Consider the following 15,224-nt stretch of genomic DNA (forward strand, 5'->3'; position numbering starts at 1 on the left):
CTCTGATCGCGATCGTGGTCCCTGTCGGAAGAGCCGCGTAAGCCGCGTCGCATGGAGCGGGCTGAATCGACGTCACCCGTAAGGTCATAGTGGGAGGATCCCTAGGATTCTCTATTTCCCGTGGATAGTCTGGGACAGGACGCAACTCTACGCGAGGGTCAGTGAGAACGTGATCGAAGCAGTTGCTGCGGTAATCGGCCGGAACAACGTCACCATATTCGGCCGGGATGATGGGCCTGTGATGATGTTTGCCCACGGTTTTGGCTGCGATCAGGCTATGTGGCGGAAGCTGCTGCCCTATTTCGTTGATAATTACCGGCTGGTGCTTTTTGACCATGTTGGTGCAGGGCACTCCGACATCAGCGCCTATGACTGGGAGAAGTACGGGTCCCTGGATGGGTACGCGTCGGACCTGCTGGAGATTTGCGCCGCCCTTGAACTTGAGGACGTCATCCTGGTGGGCCACAGTGTCAGCACGATGATCGCCGTGATCGCCGCAGTGCAGGACCCCAACCGTTTCTCGCACCTGATCCTGCTTGCTCCTTCACCCCGTCATACGGATGACCCGTACGACGGCTACGTGGGCGGGTTCTCGCGGGAAGACATCGAGGCCCTGCTGGCATCTCTGGACAGCAACTATTTCGCCTGGGCCGCGGCCTTGGCGCCCCTGGTTATGGGCAACCCGCAGGAGCCGGAATTAGCGGAGGACCTTCGCGTCAGCTTCTGCCGGACCAATCCGTCCATCGCACGGCACTTCGCCGGGGTAACCTTTTTTTCCGACACCCGCCCTGAACTGAAAAAGTTGCGCACCAGCTCCCTGATACTGCAGTGCTCCCACGATCGGCTTGCCCCGCCGGAAGTGGGCGCCTACCTGCACAAGAATCTGGAACACAGCACCTTGGTGCAGCTTCAGGCCACCGGGCACTGCCCCCACGTCAGCGCTCCGGAGGAAACCGCCCGGGCGATTCTGCACTACCTCGACACCCGCTCGTGACAGGCGCCGCCGGCCCCTCCCCCGCTCGACTTTGAAGCCTTCTTTCATCAAGCCAAGGATCTATCAGCAACCCTAAACGGGCGCCGCGCTACAAGAGCGCGCAAAGCCCAAGAGGGGCACGCCATTTCTAGTACTGGGACAACCGACGTTCGAATAGGGAACACCCCAACCCGACAGTTCATCACCCGAGAGCTGTGGACTAGTGCTTGGGTGTTCCGCTGGATTGGCGGGGGATGAGGGTCGGCATGGACCGCCTGATGAGGGGTTCCGTGCCCGGATTGACGATGAGATCGATGGCGGTGGCGGCGATTTGGTCCAGGGGAACGTGGACCGAGCTTAGGGGTGTGGGCAGCCGCGCCGATAGGGGTGTGTCGTTGTACCCGACCAGTGCGAGGTCATCGGGGATGGTGATGCCGTTGCGATGGGCTGCAGCCATAACACCCATGGCGATGTTGTCGTTTGCTGCGAAGATCGCTGTGGGGCGGTGGCTGGCGCCGAGGAGTGTTTCACCGGCGGTGTAACCGTTTTCGATGCCGTAGCCCGCGGCGATAAGCCATTCGTCAGGCGCGTTGATGTCGGCTTCTTCCATGGCTCTGCGGGCCCCGGCGAGACGGGCTTTCCCCGAGGATGTGAAGTCAGGGCCGGTGACTACGGCGATGTCGCGGTGGCCGAGGTCAATGAGGTGGCGCACGGCCAGGTAGCCGCCCACTTCGTCATCTCCGAGTGCTGATGGGCTGATGCCGTCGGTACGCAGTACCAGTGCATGTGCTACCCGGCGTTCACGCAGGAGCCGGGGGAGTTCGTCGTCGAGCCGGGCCGTTGCCAGGATCAATCCGTCAACGTTGCGGTCGAGCAGGGTTTCAGCTGCGCTGCGTTCCTCGTCAGGGTCGTCTCCGCTGGTGGCGACCATGGCGAAGTAGCCGCGGGAGGAGGCAGCCTTTTCGAGTTCTTCAAACATTAGGGCCATCACGGTGTCGCTCAGGCGCGGGACCAGGACGCCCAAGGTCCGGGTCTCACCGCGGCGCAGGCTTGAGGCGAAGGAGTTCCTCCGGTACCCGAGCTCCTCGGCTACCTTCCGGACGTTCGCTGCGGCCGCGGACCGGGAGATGGTCCGTTCATCGAGGGCGCGGCTGGCCGTGGAGATGCTCACGCCACTGGCTGCTGCGACGTCCTTAAGGGTGACAACGTTGCCGGGGGCGGCCGGTTCCATGGGGGTTCTCCTGGTCAGCAGAGGTGGTACAGACACTCTAATCCTCCTGACTTGCAAACGTTCTCTTGACAGTGAGCTGCGACACGTGCAAACTTGAAAACGTTCCCGCAAACGTTCTCATAGTAGCGGGGTTGCCGACAATCAATGAAGACAAGAGGTAGCTGTAATGACACTCGATCTCCGCGGACTTAGCCCCGCACCTGTCACCCCGTTCACCGAAGACGGCGCTGTCGACTTCGCTGCGATCCAGCGTTTGGGTTCGTGGCTCGGATCGATTGAGGGCGTGAAGAGCCTCGTCGTCCTGGGGCACGCCGGCGAAGGCACGTTCCTCACCGAAGAGGAGCAGCTGGACGTTATCCGCGCGTTCGTAGCGTCGACCGACGGCCGTGTGCCGGTCGTGGCGGGCATTACCAAAGAAGGCAACAAGACGGCGGCCCTCGAGGCAAAGAAGGCCGTCGAGGCCGGCGCGTCAGCTGGTCTCGTCTACCCCTCGCACGGGTGGCTGCGCTTCGGATACCAGAACGGCGCGCCCCAGTCGCGCTACCAGGAGATCTATGAAGAGTCCGGTCTGCCGCTGATCCTGTTCCAGTACCCCGACAACACTAAGGCGACCTACGACCTCGATACCCAGCTGGAGATCGCGGGCCAGGAGGGTGTCTTTGCCACGAAGAACGGTGTCCGGAACATGCGCCGTTGGTACACCGAGATCCCCGCGCTGCGTGCCGCGTACCCCGACTTGCAGGTGCTGTCCTGCCATGACGAGTACCTGCTGCCGACGATGTTCGATGTCGACGGTTTGCTCGTCGGCTACGGCAACATCGCCCCCGAACTGCTCGTCGAACTGATCGAGGCCGGCAAGGCGCAGGACTACCCGCGTGCACACGCCATCCACGAGCGGCTGCTCCCGGTGACCAAGAACGTTTACCACCGCGGTTCTCACATGGAGGGCACCGTCGCCTTGAAGTGGGGCCTTGTGAACCGCGGCATTCTGGACCACGCCACGGTGCGCACCCCGCTCCTGCCTCTGCCCGAGGGCGCCGATACCGAGATTGCGGAAGCCTTCGCTGCCGCAAACATCGGCAAGGTCACCGTCAGCGCCTGATCCCTTCTTCCCCGGATCCTCACGGGTGGCGGGCCACCGCCCGCCACCTGTGCCCATCTCTTTACTCTCCACCCCGGTCATCGACGACCCAGCAATGTCGCTGTATAAGGAGGACTCGCCAATGCGCGAGCAGCAGAATAAGACCATCACCCACCCCGGAGCCAGGGAAGACCAGATGGCAACCCAGCAAGAACACCAGGCCGAAGGCAGCACTAAAAAGCGCCGCACCTTCCTGGGCTACCTTGCCCTCATGGGCCCGGCCTTCGTCGTCGGAGCCTGGCAGTTCGGCCCCGGAAACCTCACCACCGCCGTGCAGGCCGGAAGCCGGTTCGACTACACCCTCGTCTGGGTCATCGCCGTATCAACGATCCTCATGATTTTCTTCACCGACATGAGCGTCCGCCTCGGCATTGCAACGCCCGTATCCCTGATCACCTCGATAAAGGAACACCTCGGCAAATGGGTCGGTCTTCTCGCAGGCTTCGGCGTCTTCGGCATCACCCTCATGTTCTCCGTCGGCAACGCCGTGGGCTCCGGACTCGGCCTGTCTTTGATCTTCGGCGGCTCCCCAGTCCTCTGGACCGTGGTCTGCACCATCGCCGTCGGCATCGTCCTGGCCTTCAAAAACGTCTATGGCATCGTTGAAAAAGCGCTCCTAGTCATCGTCGTGCTCATGGGCCTAGCCTTCATCGCCAGCACCGTCGTTGCCCAACCGGACTGGTACCGATCCATGGCAGGCATGGTTCCGAGCCTGCCGGCCGGAAGTGAGATTCTCATCGTGGCCCTGGTCGGCACCAACTTCTCCATCAACGCCGCCTTCTACACCTCCTACGGCATCAAGGAACACCGCCGCACCCGCGCTGACTACAAGGACATCACCCTCGTCGACACCATTCCCGGCATCGTCGCACCCGGCATCATGACGGCGCTCGTCATCATGGTCGCCGCCGCCGTACTCGGCAAGACCGGGGCCGAAGCAGGGACCATCAACGCCCTGGCCTCCGTCTTCACCCCGTTGGCAGGCCCCACCGGAGCCATGGTGTTCGCCCTGGGACTCTCCGGCGCAGCGTTCTCCTCCATGATTGCCAACGCCACCGCAGGCGGCACCATGCTCTCCGACGCCATCGGCCGCGGCTCCAAAGCAGGGTCCCCCGCAGCCCGCATCTTCACCGGCATGATCCTGGCCTTCGGCCTGATCATCACCCTCTCATTCCAGTCCTCCCCCGTCGGACTGATCGTCATCGCACAGTCCCTGACAGTCCTCATCGCACCCCTGCTCGGGGTCCTGATCGTCACCATGGCCAATAAAACCGCCCTCATGGGAGACCTACGCAACAAGTGGTGGCACAACCTCTTTGGAGCCATCGGCCTCCTCGCCATCATCGCTCTGTCCATCCGGCTGATTACCACACTGTTCGGCTAAACACTGCAACAAAGTAGTGCCCCCACCCGTAGGTGGGGGCACTACTTTGTTGCCCACGTATCGCCGCGATTCACCGCTCTGCCCTAGATGTATAGCTGGTCAACTCACGTCAGCAAGACCTACACCCAAAACTGATGCTTGGACTGTTAACAGTCGCTGCAGGAAAGCGAGTGACGCGTGGAACAGATCCTTTTATGGCTCACAGGTTCAGTTGCGATTGGTTGCCGCTCCGAGGTGGATAAGCCCGCTGCCGCCCACAGCCGGGGACAACTCTCGTAGGGTTATCCACTGCTACTGCTGCGTGGGAGTTACCCCAACGGCCCCCAATTTCAGCCGTGGATAACCCGAATTGACCCCAGTCATGGATGGCCCAAGGTCACCCTAGTTCGGGCAAGCGTGGCAGGGAACCAGGGCAAGTCAGAGTCTGAGCAGGTTGACGGAAGGCCGTTATCGGCGTTTGAAGCAACGGGGGTGGTTGCATCTGAAGCGACTATTCCCAGCCCGCGCCGTCGTCCTAACTGAGCTCCCCCAGCTGGTCCAGTGCCGCTTGGCCCCATCCGGTCGGGCCATCACCGGCCGGTGTCAGCATCAGGGAGTACCAGAACACGAGGGCGTCCCACCAGCTCGCCTCCGCTGCAGTCATGCGGCGCTCGGACTGATATCCGTCGAGGAACACGCTCCGGACCTCAGGCGATACAGGCCCCCAGTCCCGAAAACGGGTTCCGAGCATGACCGCCGATCGCGCCAACTCGTCGATCCCATGATCGAATCGGGCCTCCTCGAAATCGATGACAGCGGCGACGCCGGGTCCGCAACCAAGATATTTGCGGACCGGTAGTCGCCGTGAACGAGCTGTGTCGGCAGCGGGTCTGGATCCGCGTCAGCGACCAGACGCCGCAAAGCATCCTGCGCTGCGGCTGGCACGTGGCCGGGGCAGGAATCGAGCCAGCCGTTGATCTTCTCCGCCAAAGGGTTGGACGGGTGGTCCAGCCCTAGGGCGCTATCAGCCTCAGGATAGACCGCCAGCGCGTCGTGCACCTGAGCCAGGACGGCCCCAGCCATCCGGACCTGACCGGGATCGGTGATGTCCAAGAGGCCGTCGATCTGACGCTGCAGGCCCATCGATACACCGTCTGCTTCGACCTGAAGACGGCCGTCCAATGTGGCAACCGGCGCCGAGACCGGCAAGCCCGTCTGGCCAAGCCAGGCCGGACGACGTACCGACCCAGGCCAACGCGTTGCGGTCGCTGATCACGATCCGGTCGCACGAATCAACCTGATCGCCCCACTGCTCGTCCACCATGGCGGCGACCCAGCGACCGGCCGTAGCGCCGTCGCTGAAGCCGAACCGCGTTTCGAGTGCGTCGATGGCGTCGCTGGTTTCCCACAGCATCTCCAGCATCGGTTCGTGCGTCCCGGCCATGCCATAACCCAATCACTAAAACAGAGTCGCCCCGATCAGAACCGCGGGCGACCACCGGGCAGACTGCCGCCCCGTTATCGGCGGCGCTAAGCCGAGAACGGCTCGGTACCGGCCAGGTGCCCATTGTGGGGGGTGCTGGGTGAGGTGCCTTAGGCTCCCGCGTAATGGGCGGCGGCATGTGCTTCGATTGCCACTTTGAGTTCTTCCAGGGTCGGGGGGTTCGCTCCGGAGCGCTGTACTGTGATGGCTGCCGCTGCGGCTGCGGTGTGTCCTAGCTGCTCCAGAACAGCCGGGGCGAAGCCTTCGGTTCCTCGGGTGAGGAATCCCAGGATCAGGGCGGACATGTAGGAGTCACCTGCGCCGATGGTGTCTGCAACTTTGGTTTTCACGCCAGGGATGCTGATGTTGGCGGCGGAGGTGGTGAATTGTGAGCCTTCGGCGCCCTTGGTAATGACGGTCAGCCTGGTGCCCAGCCCGAGGATGTGAGCGGCGGTTTCGTCCACGCTTTTTCGGGGGTACAGCCACTGGGCGTCCTCGTCGCTGAGTTTGACGACGTCGGTTAGGGCCACGAGCTCTTCGAAGATGGATTTCGCTTGCGTGTGGCTGCCGAGCAGGGCTGGCCGGATGTTGGGGTCGTACGTGATCATGCAGTGTCTGTGCGCCTGTTCGAGCAGAGACTTCACGGTACTGGCGCCCGGGCTGAGGAACGTGGCGATGGATCCGGTGTGCAGTATTTTCGGGAAGTGAGCGGGGACTGCTGGGGCAAGGTCCCAGGAGATGTCGAAGTCGTACTTAGCGGATCCGTCCGGTGCAAGGGTTGCTGTTGCCGATGCTGTCCGGGCGAGGGATTTTGACCCGGGCAGGAGTGTAACTCCTGCGCTGCGGAGATGGTTTTCTATGGCAATCCCCCGGGCGTCGGGTGCGATGGCCGTGAGCAGGCCAGTGGTTATGCCGAGACGGCCAAGCCCATAGGCGACATTGGCCGGCGAGCCGCCCGGGTGTTCCGCCCGTCCGTGCGGGGTTGTAACCACGTCCGTCAGCGCTTCGCCGACGACCATGACGTCAAGGGTTTGGTGAGCGTCATGCCGGGCTGTTTTGAGGTAATCCATGGTCTGTCTCTTCGGGGGAGGTGATGCTGGGGCATGTTCCAGCCACGTCAGTCCGCGGACCGGTAATCCCGGTGCGCGGACTGACATGGGGCAAGCAGTTTCAGGCCGTGGCTGCACCGGTCATGATCGCAACTGCGTCGGTCATGTTGTGTGATTGCGGCGTAATCGTGGCCGCGCACTTGCCGAGGCGCTGGATGTGGATCCGGTCGGCGACGTCGAACACGTGGGGCATATTGTGGCTGATCAGGATCACTGGCAGGCCGCGGTCCCGGAGGTCGCGGACAAGCTGCAGGACCTGGTTGGATTCGCGCACGCCAAGTGCCGCCGTCGGCTCATCCAGCACGACGACCTTCGAACCGAACGCCGCCGCACGGGCTACGGCGACGGCCTGGCGCTGGCCGCCGGACAGGTTCTCCACCGGGACGGTGACGTCCTGGAGTGTGGAGATGCCGAGCCGGGTCAGCTCGTCCTTGGCCTTCGTGCGCATGCCTTTGGTGTCAAGCATCCGGAACACGCTCCCGAGGAGTCCTGCGCGCCTTTCCTCACGGCCCAGGAACAGGTTCGAAGCCACGTCCAGTGCCGGCGACACCGCGAGGTTCTGGTACACCGTCTCGATGCCGTGGACACGAGCATCCTGCGGCCGTTTGAAATGCACCGGCTGTCCTGATACGAAGAGCTCGCCCGAATCCGGGACTTCTGCTCCGGTGAGACATTTGATCAGTGTTGATTTGCCTGCACCGTTGTCGCCGATGATCGCCAGGACTTCGCCCGGGTACAGATCGAGGCTGACACCGTCCAGGCCGACGACGCGGCCGAAGGTCTTGACGAGGTTCCTGGCTTTCAGGATGGGCTCGCGGGTGGCGGTGCGGGGGGCTGCTGATTCTGTCATGGTCATGACTTGACCTTTCGGATCCACTGGTCGATGGACACAGCGAGGATGATCAGGACGCCCACGGCGAGGGTCTGGTAGAGCACATCCAGCCCGGCGAGGGAGAGCCCGTTGCGGAACACGCCGACGATCAGGGCGCCCAGAAGGGTTCCCCAGACGGAGCCGCGTCCGCCGAAGAGGCTGGTTCCGCCGATGACGACCGCGGTGATGGAGTCGAGGTTCAGGTCTACGCCGGCGTTGGGGCTCGCGGCGTTGGTGCGGCCGATCTGGATCCAGGCGCCGATGGCCAGGACGGCCCCGGCGGCGAGGTAGACACTCATAAGGACTTTGTTCACTGCGATGCCTGCCAGGCGGGCGGCTTCCTTGTCATCGCCCACGGCGTAGACATGCCGGCCCCAGGCGGTTTTACCGAGGATGAATGCGATGGCGATATAGAGCAGCAGCATCACGACGACGCCTGTGGAGATCCTGACCGGGCCCACAGGGAATGTAGTTCCGGTCCAGGTGAGCAAGCCCGGCATGGCCGAGCCGCGCACTGTCGCCCCGTTGGAGTAGAGCAGTGTCAGGGCGATGAAAATGTTAAGTGTGCCCAAGGTGACGATGAAGGGTGGGAGCCGGAACCTGGTGACCAAGAATCCGTTGAGTGCTCCTGCTGCCAGTCCGACGACCAGGCCGGAGAGCAGGGCAACAGGTGCTGGCATTCCGTTGTTGACGGCGAGCTGGGCCACAACCATGGAGGAGAGGATCATGACGGCCCCGACGGACAGGTCGATGCCGGCCGTGAGGATAATGAGCGTCTGGGCGATGGCCAGGGTGCCGACGACCGAAACCTGCTGGGTAATCAGCGAGAGATTCTCAACTCGCAGGAACCTGTCATTGAGCAGGCCGAACACGACCACCGCGACGAGAAGGACAAGGGCGGGGCTGACGGCGGGGTAACGGTGGAGGATATTGCGTATCCGGCTGAGCGGTGTCTGGCGGTCAAGGAATTCCTCCGCCAGGTCGGCATGCCCGGCGCTGGGCGGGCCGGCGGTCTGTTGCTGGGTCACGATTGGTCCTGATCTGTGGTGATGGTTGCTGGCGCGTGGCTAACGCGGGGGTTGTGCTCCGGGGAGGCCACAGCGGTGCGGCCTCCCCGGGCGCATGGCCGGGGTTTTACTTACCCCAGCAGATTTCGGAAGCTTCGGTGGTGGTGATGCTCTTGATGCCGTCCGCCGGCTTGTCCGTGACAAGTTCGACACCGGTGTTGTAGAAGTCCAGGCCCGGGGAGTTGGCGGGCTTTTCACCGGTCTTGGCGAGGTCCACGATTGCCTTCACGCCGAGTTCGGCCATCTTGACCGGGTACTGCTGGGCAGTGGCACCGATGACGCCGGACTTGACGTTGTTTACGCCGGTGCAGCCGCCGTCGATCGAAACGACCAGCACATCTTTGTCCTTGCCGGCTGACTTCAGGGCCTCGAAGGCTCCCGCTGCCGCAGGTTCATTGATGGTGTAGATGACGTTGATGTCGGGATTGCTCGATAGGAGGGTTTCCATTGCCGTCCGGCCGCCGTCCTCGTTGCCCTGCGAGGCCTGGTTACCGACGATTTCGTAGTCGCCGCCCTTGCCGCCGGTGTACTTTCCGGTCTTGGCCTCATCGCCGTTCTTCTTCTTGTCCGCAGTGTCGATGCCCAGGCCGGTCAGGAAGCCCTGGTCCCGGTTGTAGTCAACGGAGACAATTTTGTCGTCGAAGAGGTCAACGAGGGCGATCGTGGCCTTCTTGCCGCCCAACTGAGCAGCGGTCCATTTGCCGATCAGCTCGCCGGCGGCGAAGTTGTCGGTGGCGAACGTAATGTCTGCAGCGTCGGCGGGGTCCGGCGGGGTGTCCAAAGCAATAACAAACAGACCAGCGTCCTTCGCCTTCTTCAGCGCGTCGACCACAGAGGGGCCGTTGGGCGTGATCAGGATGCCCTTGTCGCCCTTGGAAATGGCGTTTTCGATGGCCTGGATCTGCGTATCCTCGTCGCCATCAGCCTTGCCTGCCGCCAGCTTCAAATCAACACCGCCAGCCTCCGCGGCTTTTTTCGCACCGTCCTGCATCGAAACAAAGAACGGGTTCGTGGTGGTCTTGACGATCAGGGAGACGCCGACCTTCTCCTCTGACGTGGCTTCGCTGGCACCCGGCGCGGTGGAACTTCCCCCACAAGCGGAAAGGCTGAGCATTCCCAAAGTCAGGACTGCCCCGGCTGCGAAGAGGCGGGTGGCGGTTGAACGCGGTGCTATGGAACTCAACATTGAATCTCCTGGTGTTTGAGGCCTCCATGGCCTCGACAACGATGTCATAACGAGGTAAGCAGGATCACACGCTAGAGTCAATAGGAAAAGAACGAGAAGGAGCTACTTTCTTGACAACGATGTCTGATCGTTACCAGCCACATCTGTCCCCGACGCGGCCCACGATGCGTCACGTCGCGGCACTTGCGGGTGTCGGAATCAAGACCGTGTCACGGGTGATCAACGACGAGGCCGGAGTATCCGAGGCCACCCGGCAAAAGGTGCTCGATGCCATCGCGCAGCTCAACTACCATCTGGACGTCACAGCCGGCAGCCTCCGCCGCGCGGGCAGAAGGACCCTCTCCGTTGGCCTCCTGCTACCCAGTGTCTCCAACCCGTTCAGCGGTGAGATACACCGGGCCATGGAGGACGCGCTTGGCGCCCGGGGAATAGCCGTTTTCGCCGCCAGTCTCGACGATGACCCTCAGCGGGAGCAGGCCATCATCGCAGCTTTTCTGGGCAGGCGAGTCGACGGGCTTGTCCTGACGCCGATCGCTAAAAACCAGGCATACATGATCCCGGAGCACTCCAGAAACCTGCCCATGGTCTTTATTGACCGGGAACCGGTAGGGGTGGAGGCTGACGCTGTCGTCACCGACAACGCAGTGGGCGCTGGCAAAGCGGCGGCACATCTGTTGGCGCATGGCCACACCAAGCTGGCCTATCTGGGCGACCGCACAGACATCCAGACCGCGCAGGAGCGCCGCCGGGGCTTCCTCGAGGAGGTCGGCAAGGCAGGACTTCCCACGTCGGCCATACCTGTCCTGGAAAATCTTCATGATGAGGAAGCAGCGAGGCGGGCAGCCCTTGAACTGTTGAGTTCCGAGGATCCTCCGACGGCCATCTTCTCCAGCCAGAACCTCGTCACCTTCGGAACGATGCGCGCGCTGAAGGAGCTGGGTGTACACAAGCGCGTTGCCCTTGTCGGGTTTGACGACTTCACGCTTGCCGACATGATGGACCCCGGGGTTACTGTCATCGCTCAACACCCGGAGCGGATCGGCATCAAGTCGGCCGAACGGCTTCTGGCCAGAATCGATGGCGACGATCAACCTCCCCGGACCTACATTGTTCCCTCCGAGCTCATCCAAAGAGGCTCCGGCGAAATCCGCCCGCCGGCATAACCCCCTTCCCAAAAGAACTTCGACTCTGCAAAACCAACCTGAAGAGAGAGATCATGACCAAAACCTTGTATGCCGAGTTCACCGTCAAAGCCGGCAGTGAGGCCCGGGTTGCCGAAATGATGGTCGAATTGACCCAGCACGTCCGGAATGAACCAGGCAACGAACTGTTTCTCCCCTACACCCGTGAAGAGAATCCCCGGGAGTACTTCGTCTTCGAGGTCTACCGGAATGAAGCCGCGTTCCAGGAGCACATCACGGCCGACTACGGAGCCAGGTTCAACGATGAACTGGCCCGCCACATCGAAGGCGACGCCTCGGAGCTGACCTGGCTCAATCCGGTCCTCTAGCCCAGCCAAAACAGCGGCCCTAGGGTAGGCGCCACCCAGGGATTGTCCCTCAAGGGCCGCCCATCTAAATCGCCTCAGCCCCCGTCCTGCGGACGCGGGGCCAGTCGTCGTTCCCGTGCCGCAGCACCGCAATCAGACTCAAGAATTCGGCCACAAAATGACCGTTGACTTGTCCAATAGACATCTCTTAGAGTCCAACGCATTGACTGACAACGTTGTCTACTGGCTAGACACGCGCAATGAAGGGCGACACAAGCAACATGAAACAATCCACAATGCGGAGCACGCGCAGCGTCTCTGCACTGACACTGGCCAGCCTCTCGCTCGCCGCTGCACTGGCCGGCTCCATGCCCGCGTCCGCCGCCGAACTCGGGGATGAGCTGCACCGGCCGGCCATCCACTACACGCCGGAAAAGAACTGGATGAACGACCCCAACGGGCTCGTATTCCACAAGGGCGTCTACCACATGTACTACCAGCACAACCCTTCCGGGAACACCTGGGGGAACATGTCCTGGGGCCACGCCACGTCCAAGGACCTCGTCCACTGGGAAGAGCAGCCGCTGGCCATCTCCACCGATGCCCAGGAAGATGTTTTCTCCGGCAGCGTCGTCGTGGACAAAAACAACACATCAGGACTCGGCACCGCGGAAAACCCGCCCCTGATTGCCATCTACACCAGCGCTTACAAGGAAGCTTCCCCGCACCGCGGGCTGCAGGCCCAGTCCCTGGCCTACAGCCTGGACGACGGCCAGACATGGACCAAGTACGACGGCAATCCGGTGCTGAACCGGAATTCAGCCAATTTCCGTGACCCGAAGGTCTTCTGGTACGACAACCCGGCCGGCGGAGGCTACTGGGTCATGACCGCGGTGGAATCGCAGGAGCACAAGGTTGTCCTCTACAAGTCCGACAACCTCAAGGACTGGACCGCCCTGAGCGACTTCGGCCCCGCCAACGCCACCGGCGGGCAGTGGGAATGCCCCGACTTGTTCCCCTTGGCTGTTGACGGTGACCCGAACAACGTCAAATGGGTCATGATAGTCAGCATCAACCCCGGCGGCGTCGCTGGAGGCTCTGCCGTCCAGTACTTCGTGGGCAACTTCGACGGCACCACGTTCACCTCCGAAACCACCAAACCAGCCACTGCGGCACCGGCCGGAACAGTCCTGGCCGGATTCAACGACGGAACCTACAACGGCTGGACACTGAACAACGAACCGGGCAACTCGAAGAATGGCCCCTTCGGTGACGCCCCAGCGACCGGCTCCCTGCCCGGCCAGAGCCCCGTGACCGGATTCGGTGGCAGCGGACTGATCAACTCCTTCAATGATGGGGACTGGCCCCTCGGTTCCATGCAGTCACCCACATTCACCGTGAGCGACGACTACCTGAACTTCCTCGTGGGCGGAGGCAAGCACCCCCACGTCTCGGACAAGCTGGACAATAACCCGCCCGAGGGAGAGCTCAAGTTTGAGGGCTTCGAGGTTCCCGAGGGGACGACGCTGGCCGATGCCCGCTGGACCGGCACAGAAGACCTGACCCCCAATTACCAGCCAGCCACCAGCGGTGGGGACTATTACATTGGCGCCAAACGGATCAACACCTTCGAAACCGGCACCGTGCCCGGTGATGACCGCCAAGGTACCCTGACATCCCCCGAGTTCCCCATCACGAAGAATTTCATGAGCATGTTGGTCGGTGGCGGCAACCGCTCGGCGGACTCCGGACAAACCCTCGCCGTCGAACTGCTCATCAACGGCAACGTGGTCCGCTCTCTGGCCGGCGCCAACGGCGGATTGCTGAACTGGAAAGGCTGGGACGTCTCCGAATACGCCGGGCAAAACGCCCAGCTGCGGATCGTTGACCAAGCTACCGGCGGGTGGGGACACCTGACCCTTGACCACGTCATGCTCACCGACACCGCAGCTGTTCCCAGGTCCGATGAAGAAACGGTGAACCTGGTAGTCAACGGACAGGTGGTCCGTACGGCCACCGGCAACGACAGTGAAACCTTGGACTGGGCATCATGGGATGTCAAGGAATTCGTTGGCCAGCAGGCACAAATCAAGGTTGTCGATAACAACAGGTTCGGCTGGGGGCACATCCTCGCGGACGAATTCACCGCAAGCCCCACGCCAGCGGCGTCCCGGTTGGAGGCCTATGACTGGCTGGATTACGGACGGGACTACTACGCCACCGTATCCTTCGCCAACATGCCCGATGACAAGCGGATCATGCTGGGCTGGATGAGCAACTGGGACTACGCCAACAACACCCCAACCAGCCCCTGGCGCAGCGCCATGGCCCTCCCCCGCGAAGTAAAACTCACCCAAACCCCTGACGGTCCCCGCCTCACCCAAAGTGCCGTAAAGCAAGTCGAAAAATTGGGAGGGAAAGTCACCTACAACGATAAGAAGGGCGGCCCGATTTCAGCAGGCACGCACCCGCTGCCTGCACAGTCGGCAGGCCAGGTGCAGCAGGTGGACATCACCTTCGCCCCCGGGACCGCAACAAAATCCGGCATCACCGTCCTTGGCGACGGACAGTCGTCCACCGTCATCGGCTACGATGCCACGACCGGCAAGATGTTCGTTGACCGCAGAAAATCCGGCAACACCGCATTCCACCCGGCCTTCGCATCCATCGAGGACGCCCCCGTCACGCTGGACAAAAACGGCAACGTCACCATGCGAATCTACCTCGACCGCTCCTCCGTGGAGGTGTTCGCCCAGAACGGCCTGACGACCATCACTGACCAGGTATTCCCCAACCCGGGAGCCGACAAGATGGCCCTCTTCGCCGAAGGCGGTACCGCCCAGCTCAGATCACTCACCGTGACACCGCTGGAAAAGGCAATGTTCCTCCCAGAAAAGAAATAAAACGGCCACGATATGACCAGCTCACCTGCGAGCTGGAGCTGAAGGGACTGGGTTCGGTAACACACCGGCCCAGTCCCTTCAGCTTTTCCCATGCATGTTGCGATGTGTCGGCAGGAGCACAATAACTTGGGACGGGCCTTTTCGCCTCACTCCCGTCAGCATGAGGCACACCCCAACCTGACGTCGGTGAGTCGTGATGTGTTGAGCACTTTCTAATCTGGCTTCTAGAAGTGCAGTGGACAGTGAGCTGCCGCGGCTCACAACAGGGACGACCCTCGTAGTTTATCCACCGCCTTTATTGCAATGGAGCTACCCTTATGGCCCAATCACAAGCGGTGGATAACCTGAATTGTCCCCAGCCGTGGACGGCTCAATAGTCACCCTCAATGCCGTCATCGAGCCCCTTGA

12 protein-coding genes and 1 pseudogene are annotated in these 15,224 nt (G+C 62.1%); 6 read left to right on the forward strand and 7 right to left on the reverse strand.

Annotated features, from left to right (window positions below; translation table 11 throughout):
- Positions 1–169: 169 nt before the first annotated feature.
- The gene (locus CXQ88_RS17185) at positions 170–994 is read left to right on the forward strand and encodes an alpha/beta fold hydrolase (RefSeq protein ID WP_104045355.1); all 825 of its coding nucleotides are present in this window, start codon (positions 170–172) and stop codon (positions 992–994) included.
- Between the two features lie 199 nt (positions 995–1,193).
- Here CXQ88_RS17185 and CXQ88_RS17190 read toward each other — a convergent pair whose 3' ends face one another.
- Positions 1,194–2,204, reverse strand: coding sequence for a LacI family DNA-binding transcriptional regulator (locus tag CXQ88_RS17190; RefSeq protein WP_104045356.1), 1,011 nt, complete (start codon positions 2,202–2,204; stop codon positions 1,194–1,196).
- Between the two features lie 166 nt (positions 2,205–2,370).
- Here CXQ88_RS17190 and CXQ88_RS17195 point away from each other — a divergent pair, with 166 nt between their 5' ends.
- The gene (locus tag CXQ88_RS17195; RefSeq protein WP_104045357.1) at positions 2,371–3,306 is read left to right on the forward strand and encodes a dihydrodipicolinate synthase family protein; all 936 of its coding nucleotides are present in this window, start codon (positions 2,371–2,373) and stop codon (positions 3,304–3,306) included.
- Between the two features lie 121 nt (positions 3,307–3,427).
- Complete coding sequence (locus tag CXQ88_RS17200; protein ID WP_219816347.1) at positions 3,428–4,729, forward strand: Nramp family divalent metal transporter; 1,302 nt, start codon at positions 3,428–3,430, stop codon at positions 4,727–4,729.
- A 514-nt stretch (positions 4,730–5,243) separates the two neighbouring features.
- On the opposite strand, the gene CXQ88_RS22165 is transcribed toward CXQ88_RS17200, so the two are convergent.
- From CXQ88_RS22165 to CXQ88_RS17225, 6 genes and pseudogenes are all read right to left on the reverse strand, one after another.
- Positions 5,244–5,405: a hypothetical protein gene (locus CXQ88_RS22165; RefSeq protein ID WP_219816351.1), complete on the reverse strand. Its 162-nt coding sequence runs from the start codon at positions 5,403–5,405 to the stop codon at positions 5,244–5,246.
- Positions 5,369–5,926: pseudogene (locus CXQ88_RS22710) on the reverse strand (phosphotransferase); the annotation flags it as partial. The gene CXQ88_RS22165 and the pseudogene CXQ88_RS22710, both read right to left, overlap by 37 nt.
- A gap of 375 nt (positions 5,927–6,301) precedes the next feature.
- Entirely contained in the window at positions 6,302–7,261 is a 960-nt protein-coding gene (locus tag CXQ88_RS17210) for a carbohydrate kinase family protein (RefSeq protein ID WP_104045358.1), read from the reverse strand.
- Positions 7,262–7,361: 100 nt separating this feature from the next.
- Positions 7,362–8,156 (reverse strand): ATP-binding cassette domain-containing protein, encoded by a 795-nt coding sequence (locus tag CXQ88_RS17215; protein ID WP_104045359.1) that lies wholly within the window; start codon positions 8,154–8,156, stop codon positions 7,362–7,364.
- Positions 8,153–9,199 (reverse strand): ABC transporter permease, encoded by a 1,047-nt coding sequence (locus CXQ88_RS17220; RefSeq protein WP_104045360.1) that lies wholly within the window; start codon positions 9,197–9,199, stop codon positions 8,153–8,155. Before CXQ88_RS17220 ends, CXQ88_RS17215 begins: the two co-directional genes overlap by 4 nt.
- 106 nt (positions 9,200–9,305) lie before the next feature.
- Positions 9,306–10,424 carry a substrate-binding domain-containing protein gene (locus tag CXQ88_RS17225; protein ID WP_104045361.1) on the reverse strand — a complete coding sequence of 373 codons (1,119 nt, stop codon included), beginning with the start codon at positions 10,422–10,424 and terminating at the stop codon, positions 9,306–9,308.
- A gap of 164 nt (positions 10,425–10,588) precedes the next feature.
- Between CXQ88_RS17225 and CXQ88_RS17230 the strand changes: the two genes are divergently transcribed.
- The 3 genes from CXQ88_RS17230 (at position 10,589) to CXQ88_RS17240 (ending at position 14,816) form a co-directional block, all read left to right on the forward strand.
- A complete protein-coding gene (locus CXQ88_RS17230) occupies positions 10,589–11,587 on the forward strand; it encodes a LacI family DNA-binding transcriptional regulator (protein WP_104045362.1) in 999 nt (332 codons plus the stop codon).
- A 53-nt stretch (positions 11,588–11,640) separates the two neighbouring features.
- On the forward strand, positions 11,641–11,934 hold the full coding sequence (locus tag CXQ88_RS17235) for a putative quinol monooxygenase (protein ID WP_104045363.1): 294 nt from the start codon (positions 11,641–11,643) through the stop codon (positions 11,932–11,934).
- 260 nt (positions 11,935–12,194) lie between these two features.
- Positions 12,195–14,816, forward strand: coding sequence for a GH32 C-terminal domain-containing protein (locus CXQ88_RS17240; RefSeq protein WP_258061965.1), 2,622 nt, complete (start codon positions 12,195–12,197; stop codon positions 14,814–14,816).
- Positions 14,817–15,224 lie beyond the last annotated feature (408 nt).

It is taken from the genome of Arthrobacter sp. ZGTC412 (assembly GCF_002929215.1).
Classification (GTDB): domain Bacteria; phylum Actinomycetota; class Actinomycetes; order Actinomycetales; family Micrococcaceae; genus Arthrobacter.